General features: G+C 59.1%; 23 protein-coding genes. 5 read left to right on the forward strand and 18 right to left on the reverse strand.

Translation table 11 applies throughout. The annotated features are described in order from the left end of the window. Nucleotides 1-180: 180 nt before the first annotated feature. The 14 genes from ftsH to ruvC form a co-directional block, all read right to left on the reverse strand. Entirely contained in the window at nt 181-2115 is a 1935-nt protein-coding gene (ftsH, locus tag ASD54_RS16170) for an ATP-dependent zinc metalloprotease FtsH (RefSeq protein WP_062555659.1), read from the reverse strand. A gap of 102 nt (nt 2116-2217) precedes the next feature. After that, nucleotides 2218-3576: a tRNA lysidine(34) synthetase TilS gene (gene tilS, locus ASD54_RS16175; protein ID WP_062555660.1), complete on the reverse strand. Its 1359-nt coding sequence runs from the start codon at nt 3574-3576 to the stop codon at nt 2218-2220. Nucleotides 3577-3612: 36 nt separating this feature from the next. Then, nucleotides 3613-4632, reverse strand: coding sequence for a tol-pal system protein YbgF (ybgF, locus tag ASD54_RS16180; RefSeq protein WP_062555661.1), 1020 nt, complete (start codon nt 4630-4632; stop codon nt 3613-3615). A gap of 183 nt (nt 4633-4815) precedes the next feature. Next, nucleotides 4816-5355, reverse strand: coding sequence for a peptidoglycan-associated lipoprotein Pal (gene pal, locus ASD54_RS16185; RefSeq protein ID WP_062555662.1), 540 nt, complete (start codon nt 5353-5355; stop codon nt 4816-4818). Nucleotides 5356-5503: 148 nt separating this feature from the next. Beyond that, the gene (gene tolB, locus ASD54_RS16190) at nt 5504-6811 is read right to left on the reverse strand and encodes a Tol-Pal system beta propeller repeat protein TolB (RefSeq protein WP_062555663.1); all 1308 of its coding nucleotides are present in this window, start codon (nt 6809-6811) and stop codon (nt 5504-5506) included. Between the two features lie 14 nt (nt 6812-6825). Further along, nucleotides 6826-8001, reverse strand: coding sequence for a cell envelope integrity protein TolA (locus ASD54_RS16195; protein WP_062555664.1), 1176 nt, complete (start codon nt 7999-8001; stop codon nt 6826-6828). A 10-nt stretch (nt 8002-8011) separates the two neighbouring features. After that, nucleotides 8012-8470 (reverse strand): protein TolR, encoded by a 459-nt coding sequence (gene tolR / locus ASD54_RS16200; RefSeq protein ID WP_062555665.1) that lies wholly within the window; start codon nt 8468-8470, stop codon nt 8012-8014. Nucleotides 8471-8498: 28 nt separating this feature from the next. Next, nucleotides 8499-9218: a protein TolQ gene (tolQ, locus tag ASD54_RS16205; protein ID WP_062555666.1), complete on the reverse strand. Its 720-nt coding sequence runs from the start codon at nt 9216-9218 to the stop codon at nt 8499-8501. 212 nt (nt 9219-9430) lie between these two features. After that, nucleotides 9431-9895 (reverse strand): tol-pal system-associated acyl-CoA thioesterase, encoded by a 465-nt coding sequence (gene ybgC / locus ASD54_RS16210; protein WP_062555667.1) that lies wholly within the window; start codon nt 9893-9895, stop codon nt 9431-9433. Between the two features lie 84 nt (nt 9896-9979). Beyond that, entirely contained in the window at nt 9980-10216 is a 237-nt protein-coding gene (locus ASD54_RS16215) for a DUF2945 domain-containing protein (RefSeq protein WP_062555952.1), read from the reverse strand. Between the two features lie 63 nt (nt 10217-10279). Further along, the gene (locus ASD54_RS16220) at nt 10280-10804 is read right to left on the reverse strand and encodes an NUDIX hydrolase (protein ID WP_062555668.1); all 525 of its coding nucleotides are present in this window, start codon (nt 10802-10804) and stop codon (nt 10280-10282) included. A 5-nt stretch (nt 10805-10809) separates the two neighbouring features. Then, complete coding sequence (gene ruvB, locus ASD54_RS16225) at nt 10810-11850, reverse strand: Holliday junction branch migration DNA helicase RuvB (RefSeq protein WP_062555669.1); 1041 nt, start codon at nt 11848-11850, stop codon at nt 10810-10812. 88 nt (nt 11851-11938) lie between these two features. Further along, nucleotides 11939-12556: a Holliday junction branch migration protein RuvA gene (gene ruvA / locus ASD54_RS16230; protein ID WP_062555670.1), complete on the reverse strand. Its 618-nt coding sequence runs from the start codon at nt 12554-12556 to the stop codon at nt 11939-11941. A 79-nt stretch (nt 12557-12635) separates the two neighbouring features. Continuing rightward, complete coding sequence (ruvC, locus tag ASD54_RS16235) at nt 12636-13145, reverse strand: crossover junction endodeoxyribonuclease RuvC (protein WP_062555671.1); 510 nt, start codon at nt 13143-13145, stop codon at nt 12636-12638. Nucleotides 13146-13332: 187 nt separating this feature from the next. Between ruvC and ASD54_RS16240 the strand changes: the two genes are divergently transcribed. Together ASD54_RS16240 and ASD54_RS16245 are read left to right on the forward strand one after the other, a co-directional pair. After that, complete coding sequence (locus ASD54_RS16240; protein ID WP_062555672.1) at nt 13333-14613, forward strand: hypothetical protein; 1281 nt, start codon at nt 13333-13335, stop codon at nt 14611-14613. Between the two features lie 95 nt (nt 14614-14708). Next, nucleotides 14709-15707: an LLM class flavin-dependent oxidoreductase gene (locus ASD54_RS16245; protein ID WP_062555673.1), complete on the forward strand. Its 999-nt coding sequence runs from the start codon at nt 14709-14711 to the stop codon at nt 15705-15707. Between the two features lie 15 nt (nt 15708-15722). On the opposite strand, the gene ASD54_RS16250 is transcribed toward ASD54_RS16245, so the two are convergent. Then, nucleotides 15723-16346 carry a hypothetical protein gene (locus ASD54_RS16250; protein ID WP_062555674.1) on the reverse strand — a complete coding sequence of 208 codons (624 nt, stop codon included), beginning with the start codon at nt 16344-16346 and terminating at the stop codon, nt 15723-15725. Between the two features lie 138 nt (nt 16347-16484). After that, nucleotides 16485-17231 (reverse strand): YebC/PmpR family DNA-binding transcriptional regulator, encoded by a 747-nt coding sequence (locus ASD54_RS16255; protein WP_062555675.1) that lies wholly within the window; start codon nt 17229-17231, stop codon nt 16485-16487. Nucleotides 17232-17391: 160 nt separating this feature from the next. On the opposite strand from ASD54_RS16255, the gene ASD54_RS16260 reads away from it, so the two are divergent. Beyond that, the gene (locus tag ASD54_RS16260) at nt 17392-17895 is read left to right on the forward strand and encodes a pyridoxamine 5'-phosphate oxidase family protein (protein WP_062555953.1); all 504 of its coding nucleotides are present in this window, start codon (nt 17392-17394) and stop codon (nt 17893-17895) included. 9 nt (nt 17896-17904) lie between these two features. Here ASD54_RS16260 and ASD54_RS16265 read toward each other — a convergent pair whose 3' ends face one another. After that, nucleotides 17905-18711, reverse strand: coding sequence for an MBL fold metallo-hydrolase (locus tag ASD54_RS16265; protein ID WP_156379285.1), 807 nt, complete (start codon nt 18709-18711; stop codon nt 17905-17907). 128 nt (nt 18712-18839) lie between these two features. Then, nucleotides 18840-20099, reverse strand: coding sequence for an MFS transporter (locus ASD54_RS16270; protein ID WP_062555954.1), 1260 nt, complete (start codon nt 20097-20099; stop codon nt 18840-18842). Between the two features lie 251 nt (nt 20100-20350). On the opposite strand from ASD54_RS16270, the gene ASD54_RS26980 reads away from it, so the two are divergent. After that, nucleotides 20351-20512, forward strand: a complete 162-nt coding sequence (locus tag ASD54_RS26980) for a hypothetical protein (RefSeq protein ID WP_165134805.1) — start codon at nt 20351-20353, stop codon at nt 20510-20512. A gap of 125 nt (nt 20513-20637) precedes the next feature. Next, a complete protein-coding gene (locus ASD54_RS16280) occupies nt 20638-22032 on the forward strand; it encodes an FAD/NAD(P)-binding protein (RefSeq protein ID WP_062555678.1) in 1395 nt (464 codons plus the stop codon). The last annotated feature ends 10 nt before the right edge of the window (nt 22033-22042 follow it).

Raw genomic sequence — 22042 nt, forward strand, 5'->3', positions numbered from 1 at the left:
GAGCTGTGGCCGTCGAACGAAAAACGCGCGGCCGCATACTGTGCTCATGCCATAGAATATCGGCTCAAACACATAAATTACCGTCAATCTGGATTATATAGCGTTACCAAATCATAAACTGCAGACAAAGAAGGGGCCGCTCTTTCAAGCAGCCCCCAATTTTCTACGTCTATACCAACCTCAGTGAGGCTGTGGCTCAAGACCGCTTTCAGGCTCTCCACCCTTCGGCTCGTCTTTCTTCGAACCAGTCTTCGGGACTGCGGAGCCACGAGCGTTCGGGCTGTCATCACCCATATCCCGGGCAGGCTTCTCACCACGGATGAGCGCCTTGATCTCTTCACCGGACAGGGTTTCGTATTCCAGCAAACCTTCGGCCAGTGTGACGAACGCGTCGTGTTTTTCGGTCAGAATGCGGCGTGCCTCGGTATAGGCCTCATCAATCAGACGACGAACTTCCGTATCGATCTTCTGGGCTGTCGCTTCCGACACATTCTTCGACTGCGAAACAGAATGACCAAGGAAGACTTCCTGCTGGTTTTCACCATAGGCGACCTGGCCGAGGATATCGGAGAAGCCCCACTGGGTTACCATCGCACGGGCAAGCTTGGTTGCCTGCTCGATATCGGATGACGCGCCGGAGGTGATGTTCTCCTTACCGAAGGTCAATTCTTCTGCAACACGGCCGCCCATCATGATGACGAGACGCGACACCATCCACTTGTAGCTCATGGAATAGCGGTCGCCTTCCGGCAACTGCATGACCATGCCGAGCGCACGGCCACGGGGAATGATTGTTGCCTTGTGCAGCGGGTCCGCCACCGGAACGTTGAGGGCCGTGATCGCGTGGCCGGCTTCGTGATAGGCGGTCAGCTTCTTTTCGGCTTCGGTCATGGCGGAGGAGCGGCGCTCCGCACCCATCATGATCTTGTCCTTGGCGTCTTCGAACTCCTGCATCGTCACGAGACGCTTGTTGCGGCGGGCCGCCATCAGCGCAGCTTCATTGACGAGGTTCATGAGATCGGCACCGGAGAAGCCGGGGGTACCACGCGCAAGCGTCTTCAGGTCGACATTCGGAGCCAGCGGCACATTGCGAGCATGAACCTTCAGGATGCGCTCGCGACCGACGATATCCGGGTTCGGCACGACCACCTGACGGTCAAAACGGCCTGGACGCAGCAGCGCGGGGTCGAGAACGTCGGGACGGTTGGTCGCGGCGATCAGGATGATGCCTTCATTTGCCTCGAAGCCGTCCATCTCGACCAGCAGCTGGTTGAGGGTCTGTTCGCGTTCGTCGTTACCGCCGCCGAGACCTGCGCCACGATGGCGACCGACCGCGTCGATTTCGTCGATGAAGATAATGCAAGGCGCGTTCTTCTTGGCCTGATCGAACATGTCGCGGACGCGGCTTGCGCCGACGCCGACGAACATTTCCACGAAGTCGGAGCCCGAAATCGTAAAGAACGGCACATTGGCTTCACCGGCAATGGCGCGCGCCAGAAGCGTCTTACCCGTGCCCGGAGGGCCGACGAGAAGAACACCGCGAGGAATACGACCGCCCAGACGCTGGAACTTCTGCGGATCGCGCAGGAATTCGACAATTTCTTCCAGATCCGACTTGGCTTCGTCCACGCCTGCCACGTCTTCGAATGTCACCCGGCCATGCGCTTCTGTCAGAAGCTTTGCCTTGGACTTTCCAAAGCCCATGGCGCCGCGCGAACCACCCTGCATCTGCCGCATGAAGAACAGCCAGACGCCGAGGATCAGCAGCATCGGCAGCAGCGTACCGATATAGCTCAGGAAGCCGGACGAGCCATCCGATTCCGGACGCGCCACAATCGTCACGTTCTTGGCCTGCAGGCGGTCGATCAGCGTGTCATCGATCACGGGCGAATAGGTCTGGAAACCGGTTCCGCTCTCGGTATAGGTTCCAAGCACGCGATTGCCTGTTACCACCACGTCACGCACGCGCCCTGCATCCACATCCCGAAGGAACTGCGAATACGGCACTTCCCGCGAACTCGTCTGAGTCGGCGAGGTCTGGAACATGCTGAACAGCGCGATCAGCAACAGGGCTATGATCGCCCAGAGGGCGAAATTACGAAAGTTTGGGTTCATCGAACTCCCCGGACATTGACAGCCTGCTTTAAGCCAGCTGCCTTTCTTGGTCCTTAACATAGGTTCCCGGCACGGCCTTGCCAAGGCAAGGCGGGCTCCAGATCATGTTTTCCGTATCAAATCGTTAAGTGGCGGGCGGGGAATGGTCGTCAAACCCATCAATTGCGCAAGACAATCGGCCAGTCCAAGGTCGAAATCCGCAAGAAATTGCCTGAAGGGCGCAAGAACAGGCGTGATTTGCACCTGCACATCCTTGAACTCCTGCGGCACTATGACATGGGGTAAAGACCGCCATGCTGCCCGCGCAATCAGCGTCGGTACATCAGGGTAGCTCCCGGTCGCCACGTCCCCCTGCTCCGGCATGACGGTACAGGCAGCCGGAACATGCGAGACGATCTCGAAACGTCCGTCCCACAGTTCGCGCTGCCACATGGAAACCTGCATTTCGGGCAGGTCGCGGCTTTCTCGCGCCAGATAAAGACCGTCGTCCTTATTGTAGAGAAGCACGCGTCCCAGCGTTTCGCGAAAGCTTTCGCCGCGCAGATAGCGGCTCATGATGCGATCGAAGGGTTCGCTCGCCGGAAGATGTTCCCGCCCCCCGAGAACCGCGATCAGCGTGCCAATCGCATAGAACAACACCTCCGGTGGCGCAGAAAGTGCCCTGGCATCAAGCCGTGCAGCACTGGCCTGCCAGACCGTGGCCGACTGTCGAAGCAGACCGGCAGCCGCCTCGGAGACCGATCGCCGCCGGTTCTGCGCCAGATCGACAGCCGTTCCCCAGGCATCGGCCTTCGCATCCGACAGCCCGGCTAGAGCAAGACGAACCCGCACCCGTTCCGACCGCTCATCCGTATTGGAAGGATCATCGATCCAGCCCATGCCACGACGAAGCAGAAAATCACGGATCGCGTTGCGCCTTGTCTTGAGAAACGGACGGAACAACCAGAAACGGCCGTTGATGAGGACCGAGGATGACATCCCGGCGTCGCCACTGCGGCCCTCACGTGGCGCAGTTCCTTCCGGCTCCCGCCGTTCGGGATCCCGCGCCTGCCGCATGGTGATGGTCTCGATCTGGTCGTCCAGCGTATGGCCGGTCACGATAGCGGTAGCCTGAAGCTCTTCGGCAATCTGACAAAGCAGTTGATAGCGCGCAATACGGGCTGCGGAGGCGCGACCGGTTTCGGGCTTTTCACCGGTCCAAGCCTGAATCCGGTGTTCGACGGAAAACTGGTCGCAAAGGAGATTGACGGCCAAAGCCTCGTCTGCCGATTCCGGGCGCAGCTGGTGGTCGATTGTGGCGGCCAGAATGGTGATGCCGCTTTCATCCGGATCGCCACCCGCCTCGCAAAGCGCCGTCAGAAGCCCCGTCGAATCGCTGCCGCCGGAAATAGCCACCAAAAGGCGCGCTGGCCTCTTCAACGACGCGAGAAAGAGATCGATCGCTTCGCCGGGAGACAGCAATTGAGTTGCTGCAGAAAGAATGGGATCCCCCTGAAATCAGCAGCTCAACCGCTTGAGCTCGCTTGCGACCTTTGTGGTCACGGGCTTGGAAGCAGATGGATAGCGCTTGCCAACTTCACGCAACGTTGCACAGGCCGTGTCGCGATTATCGAGAGCGGCCAGTGACATGCCGAGCTTCAGAAGCATTTCCGGCGCCTTGGGCGACGAACCATACGTTTGGTGTGCGTTGAGGAAGGTCTTGGCGGAATCGTTGTAGCGGCCCTGGCTATACTGCGCTTCGCCCAGCCAGAAGCTCGCGTCAGCCGCGCGCGCACTCTTGGGGTAGCTCTGCAGATAGGCCGTGAATTCGGCTTCGGCGGTCTTGTAGTCGCCGGATAGGATATGGTTGTAGGCGGCGCGGTAGCTATCGCTCTCCGTACCGAGAGACGCCGTCTGATTGGTTGGCTTTGCAGGGGCAGAACCGGAATCGACACCGGGCAAGGCTGCGGCATTGCGCGCGTTCTGATTGACGCTTGCACCGACCTGTCTGCCGCTCTGGTCCATTTCGATGGAACCGAGGGTCGTTTCGCCCGGCGCAGTCGTCGAACGGTTCGAAGCCGGAGCGCCTGCAGATGGTCTTGCCCCCGCAGATGTCCCCGGCTGATCGATTATATTCGCGATTTCATCGTTTTTTTTTGAGCCGGCTGCCCCGGCGGCAGCAGCTGCGGCAACTGCAGGAGCAGCACCGCCCCCAGCCGAACCCTTTTCCAGCTCCTGGAACCGGAATTCATTGTCGGACTGGGTCTTGCGCATCTGCTCCTGCATCTGCAGCAGCTGGAAGCTCATTTCTTCGACGCGACCGTTCAGCTGGCGAATGGTTTCCTCCAACTGCTGGATGCGTACCGAATCACCGGAACTCTGGGCGAGCACCAGCGGCTGGCGTGCCTGCATTTTCTGCTGGCCTGCCTGCTCGTTTTTCGCGGCATCGTTCTTGAACAGGTTTCCGAGCGTGAATGCACTCGCGTGGCTCGTCGTGGCCGCAAGCCCCAGCATCGCTGCCAGAACAAGTTTCTTCATGATGTCCGTCCTGTTTTCCTAGAGGGTATGCACCCCATGGCGCAGCCCTGACGTTTTCGAATTCCAGACAAAACAATCCAAGCTGGCCCCGTTGCTTGCAGGTAAACCCGCAACTTCGGCTAAACTATGGAGATTACGAAAAAGGCGGCTGACGCCGCCTCCTCCGCGCCATCATGGCATCGATTACATTCCGGCGCCGCCGAGAACGGTGACTGCACGGCGGTTCTGAGACCAGCAGGAGATGTCGTCGCACACGGCGACCGGACGTTCCTTGCCGTAGGAGATGGTCTTCATGCGGTTGGCCGGAACGCCGCGTGAAGCAAGATAGTCGCGCGTTGCAGCGGCACGGCGTGCGCCGAGAGCAAGGTTGTACTCGCGCGTGCCACGTTCGTCGGCATGACCTTCGATCGTGATGGCATAGCGCGGATAACGCTGCAGCCACTGTGCCTGACGATCCAGCGTCTGCTGGGCGTCTGCACGGATCGACGTGGAGTCGGTGTCGAAGAAGATGCGGTCGCCGACATTGACGGTGAAGTCCTGGCTGGAACCCGGCGTTGCGGCACCTGCGCCACCGGCACCAAGGCCCAGTTCGCCAGCGCTGTTCGGCAGGTTCTTCTTGTTCGCGCAGCCTGCCAGAGCAAGAGCGAGCGTGAGGGCAATGACAGCCGGGTTGCGTGCGAGGGTCTGCATACGGCTCATTGCCGGGTTATCGATGCGGCTCATAGCCGGTCTCTCCTTGATCAGAATTTTATCGTTGCCGGAATCTAACCGTTTCTGGTTAACGCACGACCAACGATCATGGTTAATTTTCCCCTAAACCCTTTCACTGCCGCCTTTGCAAGGGCAAGCAGCAGTGAAAAGGCATTCACATTTATTCAAGCAGCGGTGACCAGGCCGGATCGGATGCGAAGGCAGGTGTCTTGATCTGCTGTTCGTTGTAACCCGTTAGGTCGATGGAATAGAGCTGCGGACCGCCCGCTCCTGCGTTCTGGCGGAAGAACATCAGCACGCGACCGTTTGGTGCCCAGGTGGGGCCTTCATTGTGGAAGCCCGTCGTCAGAATGCGCTCACCTGAACCGTCCGGCTTCATGACGCCGATGGAGAACTTGCCGCCCGACTGCTTGGTGAAGGCAATCAGATCGCCGCGAGGAGACCAGACCGGCGTCGAATAGGCACCATCGCCAAAGGAAATGCGTGTCTGGCCGGAACCGTCGGCACCCATGACATAGAGCTGCTGACGACCACCCCGGTCGCTTTCAAACACGATGCGGCCACCGTCGGGTGAATAGGACGGGGACGTGTCGATCGCCGCCGTGTTCGTCAGACGCGTGGTCGTGCGCGAGCGCAGATCCATCGTGTAGATGTTCGAGTTACCGTCCTGCTGGAGACTCATGATGACCTTTTGGCCATCCGGAGAAAAGCGGGGCGAGAAGGTCATGCCCGGGAAGTTGCCCACGACTTCGCGCTGGCCTGTCTCAAGCTGAAGCAGATAGACGCGCGGCTGCTGTCCTTCGAAGGACATATAGGTCACTTCCTGACGGTTCGGCGAGAAGCGCGGCGTCAGAACGATGTCCTTGCCATTGGTCAAGCTGCGAACATTGAAGCCGTCCTGGTCCATGATCGCCAGCTGGCGCACACGCGCATTCTTCGGACCGCTTTCCGAGACGAACACGACGCGGGTGTCAAAATAGCCGTTCTCGCCGGTGATCTGCTTGTAGATCGCATCCGCAATGATGTGGGCGACACGACGCCAGTTTTCCGGCTGCGTGAAGAACTGCTGGCCGGTCATCTGGGTACCGCCGAACGTATCCCACAGGCGGAATTCGGCCCGAAGGCGGCCATCGCCCTCGCGGGTCACGCGACCCGTCACCAGAGCCTGCGCATTGATTGCCTTCCAGTCCTCGAAACGCGGCATCTTGCCCGGATCAGAGATCTTCTCGATGAAGGCGGCCTTGTTGACCGGTGCGAACAGACCCGAACGCTGCAGATCCGCCGCTATGACGCCGGAAATCTGCGCGCCAAGTTCGTTGCCGGAAATGAAGTCCGTGATGGCAATGGGCAGTGGCTCCACATTGCCGCGATTGATGTTGATTTCCACGCGCGCCTGGGCGGGCGCTGCAAACATCACGGCCATACCGGCAATGGCCAGCATGACGCGGATGAGAGTTGGTTTCAGCATGATATTGGGGCCTTTCAAAGCAGTTCGCTCGGGTCGAAGTTCACAACGACTTCGCTCCACGCGTCATATTTGTCGGCAGGAAGATTCTTGAATGGCGAAGAGCGCATGACGGCTCGAATTGCACTGCCTTCCAGCATGCGGCGAGCACTCTCGTTGCCGCCGGACGATGTTACTTCCGGTCTGCCAACGATGGCGCCAGACGGATCAAGCTTCATGGTTACGGTAATCACCATGCCCTTGCCGCCATCGACACCGGCAATCACCGACCAGTTGTTCTGGATCTGGCCCTTCAGCGCATCCATCTCGCTCTGGCTGAGCGAGGAGCCGCCAGTCGTTTTCTTGCCGCCCAGCGAAGCCGTCTGCTGCGAGCGCTTGGCACCGCCACCGGCAGCCTGTTGCTTGTTCAGCAGGCTGGCGATGTCCTCGGCATTGAAATCGCTCTGCTTGGACGATGCAGACTTGGCCGTCTCCTGCTTCTTGTCGGCAACCTTCTTGTCGCTCGGCTTTTCAGCATTGGCCGTCTCGGTCTTCTTGTCCTGCGGCTTCTCGGCAGGCTTCTGCTCCGGCTTCTTTTCCGGCGGCTTCTCGACGGGCTTTGCCTCTTCCTGCTTTGGTGGTTCAGGGCGCGGACGTGCGGCAGGAACCGGAGCCGTGGTCGGCAGCGGCGTTTCTTCCACCTTCTGCGCCTGCGGTTCCGGCTTCGGAGCCTCGGGCTTCGGCGGTTCCGGCTTAGGTGTCGGCGGTGTGATTTCAGGCTTCGGGATCGGCAACGCCGCCGTCTCTACCGGCTTCGGCGCAGTTTCTTCCTTGGCGATTTCCTTGACGTCGTTGTTTTCCGTCGTCGGGTTGGGCAGCGGCTTCTCGTTCTTCGGCGGAGCTGCAGCCGTTTCCGTCGTCGTCGGCTTCTTGACCGGCGTCGGCGGGTTCTTCAGGTCGACATCGTTCTCGCCCGCATTCTCCGCGTTCTCGACAACGTTCTGCTTCTCGGTTTTCTTGGGCGAAGGCTTTTCGGTCATCGGCGCCTTCTTGTCACCCTGCTGGATCTGGGTGATGGATTCCACCGGAACGATATCGACAGGCAGGGCCTCGACCGGCGCAACCTCGAAAGAGGCAGGCGCACTGATCGATACCAGCGCCCAGGCGAGTATGACTGTGTGTGCGACCAGCGATGTGCCGAGACTCGTCTTCATCGGTGCTGAATCACTTCTGCTGTTCCTGCAGCGTCACAAGACCGATGTTCTTGAAACCGGCTGCAGAAATGCGGGCCATGACCTTCATCACACCACCATAGGCAGCGGCGGTATCACCGCGCACATAGATGCGCTCGTTATAGCCGGTCTTGGCAATGGCCTCGAGCTTGGGGACGACTTCATCAATGGAAATCGGTGTTTCCTGCAGGAAGATCTGTCCCTGTGGGTTGACCGAAACGGTGATCGGCTGCGTATCGGAATTCATCGCCTTTGCCTGCGTTTCCGGCAAATCGATCGGAACGCCCACCGTCATCATCGGTGCGGCAACCATGAAGATGATGAGAAGAACGAGCATGACGTCGACCAGCGGCGTCACGTTGATTTCGCTGATTGCACCGCCACGCCCGCGACGGCCACGCCCGCGACGACCACCGCCCGATGCCTTCGATCCCCCAGCCGACATACCCATGAAGCTACTCCTTCAGAAAACGAAACGCTTACTGCGCGGCCTGGCGCGGCTGCAGCTTCTCGTCGATCTGGCGTGACAGGATGGCGGAAAATTCGTCGGCAAAACCTTCCATGCGGGAAGACAGTTTGCCTGCGTCTGCCATGAACTTGTTGTAGGCCATAACCGCCGGAATAGCGGCAATAAGGCCAATGGCGGTTGCCAGAAGCGCTTCGGCGATACCCGGTGCCACGACCGCAAGGTTGGTGGACTTCGATCCGGCAATGGCCTGGAACGAGGTCATGATACCGACAACCGTACCGAACAGACCGATGAAGGGACCAGCAGAACCAATGGTTGCCAGCGATCCCAGCCGCGCCTCATAGTGCTCGCTCTCGCGTGCCATCGTGACATCCATGGCGCGGTCGATACGCATCTGCAGACCGATCGGAGAGCGTGCGCCGCGTTCGAAGCTCTTCTTCCACTCGCGCATGGCCGACACGAAGATTGCGGCAAGGCCGGTATTCTGCCGGTCCGACAGCGTTCGGTAGAGTTCCTCGAGAGACTGGCCGGACCAGAAAACCTGTTCGAACTGGTCGAACTGGCGCTTGGCCTTCTTGAAATTCATGTATTTGTCGATCACGATGGCCCAAGTCCAGACCGAGGCGCCCATGAGGCCGATCATCACGAGCTTCACGATGAGCCCGGCTTGCATGAAAAGCGAAATGAGGCTTACCGAGTTTGCAGCAGCCGCTAGATCAGCGTGTTCCATAAATCCCTTACCCCTGAATCGAATCGCCCGGCACGTAGCAACGGGCCGGTTCGCAAGCGCTGTAGTGTATGAGCGCGGTTGCGCAGAAAAGCCCGTCTACCTTAAGGTTTAAGGGCCTTCTCGCCTTCAAATTTGGTTAAACGAAGGCGTGCACCGCACAAAACTTATCCCGGTCAGTAAGACCTCATTATGGTTAAAGTTCTCTTAAAATTTTATGTATTTTGACCTTCATCAACCCCGTTGAACGAGTGCGCCAGACCTTCCGGCAACCGGCGCGGGCGCCCGAGCCGATTGATGACAGCGATGATGACTTTGGCCTGGATAAGCAATGTCTCGCCCCGACGGATCTCCTGAGACAGAACCATCTTGGCTCCGCCCGCCTTCTCGGTACGCGTCAGGATCGTCACGACATCGTCCATGCGCGCGGGTGATTTGAAGTCGATTTCCATACGGTGGACGACGAAGACGAGCCCCTCCTCGTCGAAACCGATCAGCTTGCTCTGCTCGCAGCCGAGGCAGCGGAGATAGTCGGTTCGGCCGCGCTCCAGAAAATGCAGATAGCGCGCGTGGTAGATCAGGCCTGAAAAATCGGTGTCTTCGTAATAGACACGCTGCTGAAGCCGATGCTGACCGTCGATGATTTCACCGGCAATCTTGTGCGTCTCAGGGCTGCTCATGGGGAAAAAGTCCTGCTGCTTTGTTTCAACGCGAAGCCAATACAGTGTTTGCGCGGTTCTGCAACCGGCAGCAGGACCTCTCCCTCAGTGCTTCTTGTGAACCTCGGAGGTGCTTTTCAGAACTTGGTCTCCATCCTTCTGCTTGATGAGGACGGCAGGCTTGTCGCTATCGGCCTCGCGCTTGATGGTCTTGCCCTTGATCTTACGTTCGACGTCGTCCGTGAAGGTCTGCTTCACTTCGCCTTCAGCCGTTCCCTTTCCCCATTTCCAGGAAACCTCGTCGCCCTTCTTGATCTTCTGGCCGCTCGCTTTCGTACTCATCGTGCTCTCCTTGAGGGTTTCTGCAACCGTCAACGATGCTCTCAAAGTCCCGTTCCGTGATGTTTACGCGTGCGACTTGCCTTTTTCATCGAGATTGCGATCATCCCAGACGAGGTGCTTCACAGTCTGCGGCAAATTCTCGATCTCGCTGGCAATAAAGTACGGCGGAATATCCAGTTCCGTCAGGGCCTGTGTGGTCGCAGGCACCCACTTGAACTCCAGCTCATTATTGCCGTCCTTGATCCGATGCACGCTCTCCCCGGAGGCGAAGGGGAAGCTTTCAGGAATATCCATGAGATAGAAGATACCCAGTTCGTGGCAGTCCCGGCCTTCGTAATGGAAGAAGTTCTCGACGATCCAGAGCAGCCGGTCGACCCGCACATGAACCTCAAGCTCCTCCATCATTTCGCGACGCAGGGTTTCATCGGATGTCTCGCCGATCTCCGCCCCACCGCCCGGAAAGGTCCAGAAAGGTTCGTGGACAGCGCGGTGAACCAGCACATGACCATTGCGAAAGCCGAGACCCGCCACGCGCATCTGGAACGTGCGCTTAGGCTTCGATTTGATACGGATGCGGGTACCCGGCATGGCGTTTACTCTTCCTCGCTGAACAAGCGAAACTGCGCGGCCTCCAGATCCTTCGGCGGCTGGAGGCCCAAATGCTTCCAGGCGGTTGCGGTCAGCACCCGTCCGCGCGGCGTGCGCTGGATGAACCCCTGCTGGATCATATAGGGCTCGATGATATCCTCGATCGCATCGCGTGGCTCTGACAAGCCCGCCGCGATGGTTTCGATGCCCACTGGCCCGCCGCCAAAATTGACGGCGATCATGTTGAGATAGCGTTTGTCCAGTTGATCGAGCCCCGCATGGTCGACATGCAGCCGCGTCAAGGCCTCGTCGGCGATCTCCCGGGTCACCGCTTCCGCACGCGCAACTTCGGCAAAATCACGCACACGCCGCAGCAGACGACCGGCAATGCGCGGCGTACCACGGGCGCGGCGGGCAATCTCGCGTGCCCCTTCTTCCGTCATGCCGAGGCCCAGAAGTCGCGCGCCACGCCGCACAATGCCTTCGAGTTCCTCCACCGTGTAGAAATTGAGGCGAACCGGAATACCAAACCGGTCGCGCAGCGGCGTTGTGAGCAATCCGAGGCGCGTGGTGGCGGCCACCAGCGTGAACTTCGCAAGGTCGATCTTGACCGAGCGCGCCGCAGGCCCCTCCCCGATGATCAGGTCCAGCTGGAAATCCTCCATCGCCGGATAGAGAATTTCCTCGACCGCCGGATTGAGGCGATGAATCTCGTCGATAAACAGGACATCGCGCTCTTCCAGATTGGTCAGCAGCGCCGCCAGATCCCCCGCCTTGGCAATCACAGGTCCGGACGTCGAGCGAAAATTGACGCCAAGCTCCTTCGCCATGATCTGCGCCAGCGTCGTCTTTCCCAAACCGGGCGGACCGACGAACAGCACGTGATCCAGCGCCTCACCGCGGTTCTTGGCAGCCTCGATGAAGATTTTCAGATTGGCACGCGCTTCCGCCTGACCGGTAAACTCGTCCAGCGACTGGGGCCGCAAAGCCGTATCGAAATCTTCACCCTTCTTGTCAGGCGAAAGAAGGCGGTTTTGTTCGCTCATCACTCATTCCAGACGCAAACGTCACACACGTTGCGCAATTAACATCGAAGCTATCCAAACGACAGGACTTCGGCAATCACAGCCGGGATCAGCGCGACAATTCCTTCAGGCCAAGCCGGATGAGCTTGGCACTATCTGCTGCCTCGCCCGCAGTCTTGAGCGCAGCAGCAACGGCATTGGCAGCCTGATCGCGCGAGTAACCGAGATTCGTCAAGGCCGAGACTGCGTCACTGACCGGCGCGGAGGCAACCCCTTCACCCAGCTCCTGTTTGAAGCCGATGTTGGCGCTGGCTTCCCCGGCAAAGGCCGGAGCCTTGTTTTTTAGCTCGGTAACAATGCGGATCGCAACCTTGGGCCCAACACCCGGCGCTCGCGAAACGGCAGCCTTGTCCTGAAGCGCAATGGCATTGGCAAGCTCTGAAGGCGTCAGCGTTGAAAGAACGGCAAGAGCCACCTTGGATCCCACACCCTGCACGCTCTGAAGCAGATTGAACCACTGCCGCTCGAGCGCACTCAGAAAACCGAAGAGCTTCAGCTGGTCTTCGCGCACGTAAGTTTCGATGAAAAGCACAATGGCTTCACCAACCGATCCGATCCGCGATAGCGTCCGCGAAGAGCAGAAGGCGATGTAGCATACCCCGTGCACGTCCACGACGACGTGATCCTCGCCGATCTCGTCGATGGTCCCCTTCAACTTACCGATCATGCATAGCACCTGCCCGTTTCCGCCTGCGTATCAAACGCGGATACCAGAACAAGTCAAGAACAAATTGAGCCCTGCCGGTTCAACCCGCGAGCGCCTGCCGCATTCTGTTGCCCGCGCGGTGGTGCGCATGGCAAATCGCGATTGCCAGCGCATCGGCGGCGTCATTACCCTTGAATTCCACCTTCGGCATCAGGATTTTCAGCATCATGTGGATCTGCTGCTTCTCGCCGTGACCCACACCGATCACCGACTTCTTGACCGCATTTGGCGCATATTCGGCAACCGGCAGACCGGCTCTGGCTGGCACCAGCATCACCACGCCGCGGGCCTGCCCGAGCTTGAGGGTCGCGACGGCGTCCTTGTTGACGAATGTCTGCTCGACTGCCGCCTCATCCGGGCGATAGGCATGAACGACTTCCGCCAATCCATCGTGCAACTGGCAAAGACGAGAGGCAAGATCCATGTCCCCGTCGGAGGTCACCGTGCCGGACGCCACGAACTTCAGGCTGTTGCCGATAGTGTCGATAACGCCCCAGCCGGTACGGCGAAGCCCTGGGTCTATCCCGATGATACGAATCACAGTTGTCATGCGAAAAATCCTAACCCCAGTTGCCAGTGAACAGCCAGCAAAAACGCGAACAAAAACGAAACAAACGCGATAAGCGTTAACCGCCGATTAACGCTGAGATAAGGAAGCCGTGGGGCCAGCAGCTTGAGAGCCAACTTTTGCCGACGAATCGCATTAGTGGATCATCAACCAAGCATGGAGGTCCATCATGACGATGTTCGCCCGCTTGAAGCAGCAGCCGCTCCAGCCAATTCAATGGCTTGTTGCGCTGAACATCACCATCGCGTCGGGCCTGGCTTTTCAGGCAAGCGCTCTTTCGCCGGTGATGACAGGCTTCAGCATTCTTGCCGCAGTGTCCGCGGCGCTGGCATTCTATCTGCTGCGCACCCGGATTGCGCCAGCCGCATTCGCACAGACATCGACGCAGAGAGCGGAAATGGCTCCGGCAGCCTGGTCCGAGGCCGCAAACGGCATAGGCCTGCCCAAGGACGATCCGATGAACGAGATCGCAGGGCTGCTGACATCGATCAAGCCCGCGGCATCCTCGCCGAAGGAGAGTGCTGAGCAAACCTCGCTTCGTCGGCTTGAAGAGGCCCTTCGGCGCCTTGCCAATGGAGAAACATCAATTCTTCTGCATGAAGAGTTTCCGGAAGGCATGGATGGGCTACGGTTTCAGTTCAATCGGCTGGCTTCAACGCTTCAGATAAACCTTTTGCCAACTGGGCGTGCCGCAGCCCAGCTGCGCGACAATGCCTATCGCGCTCAAAGCACCATCGCCCTGATCTCAGCCCGCATGGAAAAGATGCTGACGGGCACCAAGGCGCTGGCCGAGGCGACCGTCCATCTCGGCACCAACCTTAAAGACGCCCATGGGGAAGCGGAGCGCCTGAGCCGCAGGCGCGTTGATGCCCTGACGCGCACCAGCCGGATGGAGGCGGTGACGACAGACCTTGCTGAGCAGCACGCCGCTTCGCTTGCCGCCCGTCAACACCTGCACGAGCTCTCGCGCCGAATGTCGGATCTCGCGGTCCGCGCAGAGCAATTCGCCAGTGACCCCGAACGGCATGCCGCAGCCTTCCGCAGGAGCCATGCCAGCGATTGCGTCGCCTTCGCCCGCGACTACCTTCAGGCTTGTCATGACCTTTCCAGGTCGCTGGAAGGCTCGACCCAGAACCTGCGCCAGCTCAAGCACGAGCAGCATGCTCTGGCAGAATCGCTGGAGGAACAGTCGCACAGCGTCAGCAAACTGTGCACGACACTGGATCAGGAAACCCATCGGATTGCCATCAGCCAGACCGTCGCTCGCGAGATCGCGTCGGTCACCACTCGTCTTTCCCCGATGGCGGAGGACGTCGAGGCGCAACTCATGAAGATCATGGGCCAGACGACGACAATCGAGACCCGTCTCTCCCTGTTCAAAGTGCGAGCCGCTGAGAAGACGACTGTCCTCAAGCCGACGAAGGCGCCGCATCTGCGCTGCGTAACCTGAACTTGCTATAGCGGACCAGGAATTAATCAGGCCCCCTTACGATTCCCGATCAAACTCCTTAAATGAGATGAAACGGAATTTGTTACAGGTGGGCCATGATACCCTTTTCCATCCTTGATCTTTCGCCCGTGGCGGAAGGCCAGACCGTCTCGCAGGCTCTGGACCAGTCGCGCAGGCTTGCCCAGAAGGCCGAGGAGTTGGGCTTCAACCGCATCTGGCTGGCAGAGCATCACGGCATGCCCGGCATTGCCAGTGCCGCAACCGCGGTGGTGATCGGCCATATCGGCGCAGCAACCAAGCGTATCCGCATCGGCTCTGGCGGCATCATGCTGCCCAACCATTCGCCATTGGTCGTGGCAGAACAGTTCGGCACGCTGGAAGCTCTCTTCCCCGGCCGCGTCGATCTGGGTCTCGGTCGTGCGCCCGGCACCGATATGAGAACGGCGCGTGCACTGCGCCGGAACCTGGATGCAGGCGCCGAAAACTTCCCGCACGATATTGTGGAACTCCAGCATCTACTGGGAGAGGCCCGCGAGGATCAGGCAATCCTGGCGGTTCCGGGGCTGGAAGCGAATGTTCCGATATGGCTTCTAGGGTCCAGCCTCTACAGCGCCCATCTGGCGGCTGCACTGGGCCTGCCCTACGCCTTCGCCTCGCATTTTGCGCCCGACATGCTGATGGATGCCATCGCGATCTATCGCGAGCGGTTCCAGCCGTCACAGACCTTGCAGAAGCCTTACGTCATGGTGGGCGTCATGGGCGTTGCGGCAGAAACCGATCAGGAAGCAAAGCAAATGTTCACTTCCGCGCAGCAGCAGTTTGTGAACCTGCGCCGAAACGTGCGGACCAAATTTCCGCGCCCGGTTGCGAGCATGGAGGGTATCTGGTCGGAAGCAGAGCGCTATGGCGTGGAGCACACGCTGCGCTTCGCAGCCGTTGGCTCGCGCGAAGCGGTGCATCAGAAGCTGGAAGGCTTCCTGACTGAGACCGGCGCCGACGAATTGATCATCTCCATGCCGATCCATGATTTCGAAGCAAGGCTGCGCTCGGCGGAAATCTTTGCCAGCCTGCCCGTAATGCAAGCCGCACATTGATCAAGTATCTCTGCCTCACCTGGTCGTGCTGGCTGGCCAGGTGAGGTAGTAGGACTTGTCGCCAAGCGATCCATAAAAGGCATTTTGGCCGCTCTGGCGGTCGATATAGCTGCCATCCTTGTTGCGGCTGAAGATGCCGCCGTTCTCGCGCGTCAGATGATCACGCAGGAAGCTGCCCCAATCCTTCACGGTGAGATCGGTTACCTTGATCTCCTGCGTGGACACCTTGTCCGGCGCCACCAGCTGAACACTCTTTCCCTCCGCAGCATCCGACACGGTCAGTGTGCCCGCCTCCAGCGCCTTCAGCATGGCGTCTGCCTGGCTCGCCTTGCCCGGCTCCGTCTTCATCTCCTCAAGCTGCTGCTTGATGAAGGCTGGGAAATCGGCCGATGTCACGCTGTCCGGCTGTTTCACCGTATCTGTGGAGGGTGTGGTATCGTCCTGCTGGTCGGCGATCCGGTTCAGCAAATCATAGGTGCCGCTATCGGATGCATCATCGCTGCTGTCGATGCCGTAATCGCTGAGCAATCGGCTGGCGAGACTGCCGCTTGTGGCGTTCTGCTCATGATCGGTCTGCTTCATCACTTTCAGCATGGTCAGCGTCGACCACTGCCGAACATTATCCACTGATGACACCATGTGATGACCCTCTCGACCGCTGCGAATAGGGGCAGAATGCCATGCAAGGCATGTACGAGGCTGGTGGGTACGCGCAAAACGAGAAAGCCGGCCCCAGATCTGGAGCCGGCTTTCCGCAAATCAGAAACGATGAGAGACTTAAGCCGAGAGCTTCGCCATCACTTCGTCGGACACTTCGAAGTTCGAATAGACGTTCTGCACATCGTCATCGTCTTCGAGGCTGTCGATGAGCTTCATCAGTGACTGTGCCTTTTCTTCATCCACCGGAACCGTGTTCTGCGGCTTCCAGACAGCCTTGACTGTCTGCGCTTCGCCCAGAACGGCCTCGAGCGCCTTGGAGACTTCGCCAATGCTCTCGAAAGCGCAGATGATCGTGTGACCGTCTTCATCGGAGATCACGTCGTCAGCACCTGCTTCGATCGCAGCTTCCATCACGGCATCCGCGCTGCCAGCGGAAGCCTTGTAGACGATTTCGCCAACGTGATCGAAGGAGAAGGAAACAGAGCCGGTTTCGCCCAGCGCCCCGCCCGCCTTGGTGAAGATGGAGCGAACATTGGAGGCGGTGCGGTTGCGGTTATCGCTCAACGCTTCAACGATGACGGCAACACCGCCGGGACCGTAGCCCTCATAGCGAACGGAATCATAGCTCTCGCTATCGGCACCGGACGCCTTCTTGATGGCGCGGTCGATATTGTCCTTCGGCATGGACTGCGCCTTGGCGTTCTGGATTGCCAGGCGAAGAGCCGCATTCATCGAAGGGTCAGGCAGGCCCGACTTTGCAGCCACGGTGATTTCGCGTGCGAGCTTGGAGAACATCTTGGACCGGATGGAATCCTGACGGCCCTTGCGGTGCATGATGTTCTTGAACTGTGAATGGCCAGCCATGGCACCCCTTAATCGCGTAAAATGTCTGGAATGGCGGGCTTATAGGCAGGAAATCGGTCGCTTTCAAGAAAAAAGCAGATGGAGCGCAAGCAGGAAAAGCCGGAACAAACCTTTGGCGGCAACGTTTCACGGCCGCACCCTCATCAAGAAAGGACCGGCAATGGCAAGTCTGACCGAAGCCCGCGAAGCCCCTGCACGCCAGCTGTGGGAAGAAATCAACTCAATCCATGCGGGCATGCTTGGTATCGAAGGCTCTCACCAGCACTTCCAGCCCATGGCCCCTCATGCAGACCCCAAAACCAATACGATCTGGTTTTTCACCAAGACCGACACGGATCTCGTACAGGCAATTCGCCCCGGTACACGCGCGCATTTCTGCGTTGTCGGCAAGAACCACGATTACCATGCCTGCCTCGCGGGCGTTATAGAGGTCCGCAAGGATCAGGCAAAGATCGACGAGTTCTGGAGCGCCATGACGGCTGCCTGGTACGAACACGGCAAGGATGATCCGAAGCTGACCATGCTTGCATTGCATCTCGATGATGCCGAGATCTGGGCGTCCACCGACAGCACGCTGAAGTTTGGCTGGGAAATCGCCAAGGCAAATATAAGCGATGAAAAGATGCCCGATGTCGGCGTCAAGCAGCATCTCACCTTCGCCTGATAACCTCTCTCACATTCCCTGCGGAATCAGGATCTGCGGCTTTCGTGGCAGGTTCCGCAGGGAGACGGTGATGACAGGCTCCTTGGCGTAGACAATATCGAATTTCCCGTCGAACATGGTCAGAAACCGCTCAAGCGGCGGGCCACTGCGATGCATGGGAAGGATCAGGGAAGACCGCAGGCGCTGCACGACGCGGCTCATGCTATCGGCGCCCATGGTCAGTCCGCCGTCGGTCGGCACCATCAGCACATCCAGCCGTCCGATCTGCGTATAGTGGCTGTCGGTCAGTTCATGATGCAGGTGGCCGAGATGGCCGATACACAGGCCTGCAATCTCGAAGATGAAGATTGAATTGCCGTTTTCCTCGAAGCCGCCATAGGCGCGGATATCCGTTGAAACATTGCGGGTATAGGTATCCCCGACCACGACGTGATGATCCGCCTTCTGCCCCGGCGTATCACTCCAGCCCGGCAGCACGTGCTTTATGCCCGCATCGGGTGAGCGCGTGTAATGGGTGGAGTGGGCCTTGTTCATTGTAACGATGTCCGGCAGCCGCTGAGGCCGGTAATAGCCACTGTAGTCGGTTGCGATCAGCACCCCTTCCGGGCTTTCGATGGAATAGGTCGAATGCCCGATGAAGGTAATCCGGACATCCTCTGCAATCTTTCGCGCCTGCGCCATCTGTTGCGGCTTGAAGCTGACGAAGCTCGCCTTCGGCACCGTCTCGGCGATTGCCTGGCATTGACTGGCGGGGCGAGGCTGATCCTGCGCCTGGGCGACACCAAGGTGCGAGCCCGCGAAAAATACGCCTGACATCAAAGCGAATGCGACTGCGCGAAACATGGTGCCAATCCCTCGTCTTCGTGAACGAAAGATGCGGCAGTCATGACAGAGCGTCCAGCCTTGGAAGGCCGTTCCGCTCTCACTTTCCCGTCATCGAAGCATCAACGCCGGTCGGTCGAGCCCGTCGCGCGCGGATCGAGCTTCAGGCCCTCTGGCGTCGCGAGCTGGGCGGAAGCACCGGGCACCGCCGTAGTATAATTGTCTTTTTCCTCGCGCGGACGCGCTGCCCGGATCCGGCTGCGGATAATTGAATAGGCAACCACGATCAGATGCGCGACAGCCGTGACGGCAAACAGCGCATGCGGACCGAAATGCGTCATGACCGGTCCGCCCAATGTCGGGCCGATGACCGTGCCGATCCCGTAAAGCAGAAGCAGGCCGCCCGACACCTTGACGAAATCTTCCGGTGCCGCGAAGTCATTCGCATGCGCAACAGCGATCGGATAGAGCGCATTGGCCGCAGCACCATAGATCGCCACCAGCGCGATGATGACATAGACATTCATCGGATGCAGCACCACCAGCACAAACCCTGCAAGAGCGGAAAGCGCGGAAAGCGCAGCCAGCACATAGCGGCGGTCCATGCGGTCGGACAGGCGACCCGCCGGGAACTGCATGATGGCACCGGCAAAAATGGTAATGCTGACCATGATGGCAATGGTGCCCTGGTGAAGCCCGGCCTTCGCACCAAAGACGGCAACCAGCGTGCCGTAAGCACCGTTTGCGATACCGATCATCAGAATGCCGACGAAGGAGACCGGCGAATTTCGATACAGTCCCTTGAGATCGAGACTGACCCGCTTGAGCGGTTGCGGCGATGCCGCCGTCGAGATCGTGGTCGGCAGGATGGCGATGCAGTACAGGATGCCGCAGACCATGAACAGGATCGGGGTCGTGACATCCGCTACCCCGACCAGCAACTGTCCGCCAACAACGCCCATCAGCGTTATTGCAATGTAGAGCGAGAAGATCGCACCGCGGCTTTCGTTCGTCGCGCGCTCGTTCAGCCAGCTCTCGATGATCATCGAGGTTCCGGCGGTGCAGAAGCCGGTGACCGCACGCAATGTCAGCCAGGCCGTATCGTTCACGAACATGCCTGTCACCAGCACGTTGAGGCAGATGATGGCGCCAAAGCCGGAAAAGGCGCGAACATGGCCGATGCGGCGCACCAGAAGAGGCGCTGCAAAGCAACCTGCAACAAAGCCCGCAGCCCAGGTGGTGCCGAGAAGGCCGAGAATCTCGTTGGAATAACCCTCATGCGTGCCGCGCACCGGCAGGAGCAATCCCTGTAGCCCGTTTCCCAGAAACAGAAACAGCGTGCCGAGGAGAAGACTGAAAACGGGCAGAATATTGCGAGGCATCGGCAAAACCGCGAGCAGAATCAGAACGTGAACAGGACCGTGACAGCAAAGCACGGCAATGGTTAAGTCATTGCGCAAATAATTGGAATTCAGGCATGAATCCGGCAGTTGCGGCTGACTTGAAGAGTTTTCGCGAGGGAATTCGCCCCGTTTGCCAAATGAGCGGTTCCGAATCCCATTCGCAACACCTAATCCTGATGAAGTGCAAAAATGTCCAGCCTGTGGCTGCGGTTGAAGGAATCTGGAACAAAATGACGAAAATCATCGGCCTGTTGCTGTTGCTGGCCATGGTGGTCCAGATCATCAAGCCGCTGGGCTTTCCTGGCCTGAAACGCCGTGCCGATTTTTGGAAGCTGGCGGTTCTTGCCTTTGTCTCCTGGGCCATCATCCTGCTGCTGCGCGACTTCACGTGAGGCCGACAACCCTGGGCCTGAAAATACGGGTTTGAAATCCGGGACTTGAAATCTCGACAGGTTCACTAGTCTATTGAAGGAGAGATGTCGGGCAACGGGTATGTCCGGCCAGACAAGGAGCGCTCATGAAATATGACGTTGCCGTTGTTGGAGCAGGCTTTTCAGCAATTGCTGTCACGCTGCAGCTCCTGCGAAAGCTTTCTCCTCATCAGTCGGTCGCCGTTATCGGTGATGATCCGGGCTTTGGTCGCGGTACGGCCTATCGCAGCGAGTTCCACATCCATCGCCTGAACGTGGCTGCCGCCCGCATGTCCATCTTCCCGGACAGGCCGGATGACTTCCTGAACTGGCAGATGGAAAAGGGCCGCAGCGTCAAGGCAGGAGACTATGTGCCGAGAAGCGATTTCGGCCTTTATCTCCGAGACCGATTGGCGGAACTGTTGAGGCAGCGCCAGACCTGCGCCCGGGTCGATTTCATCAAGGCCAAGGCGCTGGGCTGTCTGGATATCGGGGCAGATACCACCATGATCCGGCTCGCCCATGGCGGGGAACTGGTGGCACGCAATCTCGTCCTGTGTCTCGGTGTCGGCAGCGCTTCCATTCCTGCACCTCTGCGAGACCTGCCGGAAACCGCCAAATCTCACGTGGTGGAAAATCCATGGAGGCTGGGCTGGCTTTCCAAGGTCGGCGCCAATGACCGTGTCTGCATTCTCGGTTCCGGCCTGACCATGGTGGATCAGGTTCTGGCATTGCGTGCCAGCGGGCATCAAGGCATGATCCATGTGCTCTCACGGCGGGGGCTTCTGCCCCATCGACATGACCGTCAGCCCGTGTCACCGGTGCCGCCGGAATTGCCCGAAACAGATCGACGCATGAGCAAGCTGCTGGCCGCCTTGCGCAAACAGGTTCGGCGCGGCGCTCTCTGGCGTTCGGTAATCGACGGCCTCAGACCGCATACGCAAACTTTGTGGCAGGAACTGCCGGATGCGGAAAAGAAACGTTTCCTGCGCCACGCTGTGCCCTGGTGGACCGTGCACCGGCACAGGCTGGCACCGGACGTGGCCGATGATCTCGATCGCGTCCTGGACGATGGACGTCTCACGGTCCATGCAGGCTATCTGCAACAGGCGGAACTTTTGCGTCCCGGCATCGGCCTCTCCTATCGCGCAAGGGGCTCGCGTGAGACGCGGCGCCTGACGGCAGACTGGATTGTCAATTGTACCGGCATGGAAAGAGCAGGCATTGATCACTCTCCTCTTCTCCAATGCATGGAGGATCGTGGCCAGCTTCAGCCAGACCCCTTGGGTCTTGGCATCATGGTTGATGAGACAAGCCGCCTGATTGGCCGGGATGGCCAACCGCAACACAGTATCCATGTGGTGGGTGCTCTGACCGCAGGCCGTTTCTGGGAAATCACGGCGGTGCCGGATATTCGCGTGCAGGCCAATGCCGTTGCCGCGCAGATTGCTGCCGAACTTGCGTCCAGTCCGGCCAGTGACGTGCGGGCAGCCACATCCTGACAGGTTAAAG

This window comes from Rhizobium sp. Root149 (assembly GCF_001427345.1).
In the GTDB taxonomy this organism is placed as follows: domain Bacteria; phylum Pseudomonadota; class Alphaproteobacteria; order Rhizobiales; family Rhizobiaceae; genus Neorhizobium; species Neorhizobium rhizoryzae.

Coding starts and splice junctions, on each gene's coding strand:
- ruvB (WP_062555669.1), bottom strand. CDS start 11,850: ATGAGCGAACAAAACCGCCTTCTTTCGCCTGACAAGAAGGGTGAAGAT.
- ASD54_RS16240 (WP_062555672.1), top strand. CDS start 13,333: ATGACGATGTTCGCCCGCTTGAAGCAGCAGCCGCTCCAGCCAATTCAA.
- ASD54_RS16255 (WP_062555675.1), bottom strand. CDS start 17,231: ATGGCTGGCCATTCACAGTTCAAGAACATCATGCACCGCAAGGGCCGT.
- ASD54_RS16270 (WP_062555954.1), bottom strand. CDS start 20,099: ATGCCTCGCAATATTCTGCCCGTTTTCAGTCTTCTCCTCGGCACGCTG.
- pal (WP_062555662.1), bottom strand. CDS start 5,355: ATGAGCCGCATCGATAACCCGGCAATGAGCCGTATGCAGACCCTCGCA.
- ASD54_RS16280 (WP_062555678.1), top strand. CDS start 20,638: ATGAAATATGACGTTGCCGTTGTTGGAGCAGGCTTTTCAGCAATTGCT.
- ASD54_RS16195 (WP_062555664.1), bottom strand. CDS start 8,001: ATGAAGACGAGTCTCGGCACATCGCTGGTCGCACACACAGTCATACTC.
- ASD54_RS26980 (WP_165134805.1), top strand. CDS start 20,351: ATGACGAAAATCATCGGCCTGTTGCTGTTGCTGGCCATGGTGGTCCAG.
- ASD54_RS16215 (WP_062555952.1), bottom strand. CDS start 10,216: ATGAGTACGAAAGCGAGCGGCCAGAAGATCAAGAAGGGCGACGAGGTT.
- ybgC (WP_062555667.1), bottom strand. CDS start 9,895: ATGAGCAGCCCTGAGACGCACAAGATTGCCGGTGAAATCATCGACGGT.
- ASD54_RS16260 (WP_062555953.1), top strand. CDS start 17,392: ATGGCAAGTCTGACCGAAGCCCGCGAAGCCCCTGCACGCCAGCTGTGG.
- tolR (WP_062555665.1), bottom strand. CDS start 8,470: ATGGGTATGTCGGCTGGGGGATCGAAGGCATCGGGCGGTGGTCGTCGC.
- tolQ (WP_062555666.1), bottom strand. CDS start 9,218: ATGGAACACGCTGATCTAGCGGCTGCTGCAAACTCGGTAAGCCTCATT.
- ASD54_RS16265 (WP_156379285.1), bottom strand. CDS start 18,711: ATGTCAGGCGTATTTTTCGCGGGCTCGCACCTTGGTGTCGCCCAGGCG.
- ftsH (WP_062555659.1), bottom strand. CDS start 2,115: ATGAACCCAAACTTTCGTAATTTCGCCCTCTGGGCGATCATAGCCCTG.
- ybgF (WP_062555661.1), bottom strand. CDS start 4,632: ATGAAGAAACTTGTTCTGGCAGCGATGCTGGGGCTTGCGGCCACGACG.
- ruvC (WP_062555671.1), bottom strand. CDS start 13,145: ATGACAACTGTGATTCGTATCATCGGGATAGACCCAGGGCTTCGCCGT.
- ASD54_RS16220 (WP_062555668.1), bottom strand. CDS start 10,804: ATGCCGGGTACCCGCATCCGTATCAAATCGAAGCCTAAGCGCACGTTC.
- ASD54_RS16245 (WP_062555673.1), top strand. CDS start 14,709: ATGATACCCTTTTCCATCCTTGATCTTTCGCCCGTGGCGGAAGGCCAG.
- ruvA (WP_062555670.1), bottom strand. CDS start 12,556: ATGATCGGTAAGTTGAAGGGGACCATCGACGAGATCGGCGAGGATCAC.
- tolB (WP_062555663.1), bottom strand. CDS start 6,811: ATGCTGAAACCAACTCTCATCCGCGTCATGCTGGCCATTGCCGGTATG.
- ASD54_RS16250 (WP_062555674.1), bottom strand. CDS start 16,346: ATGGTGTCATCAGTGGATAATGTTCGGCAGTGGTCGACGCTGACCATG.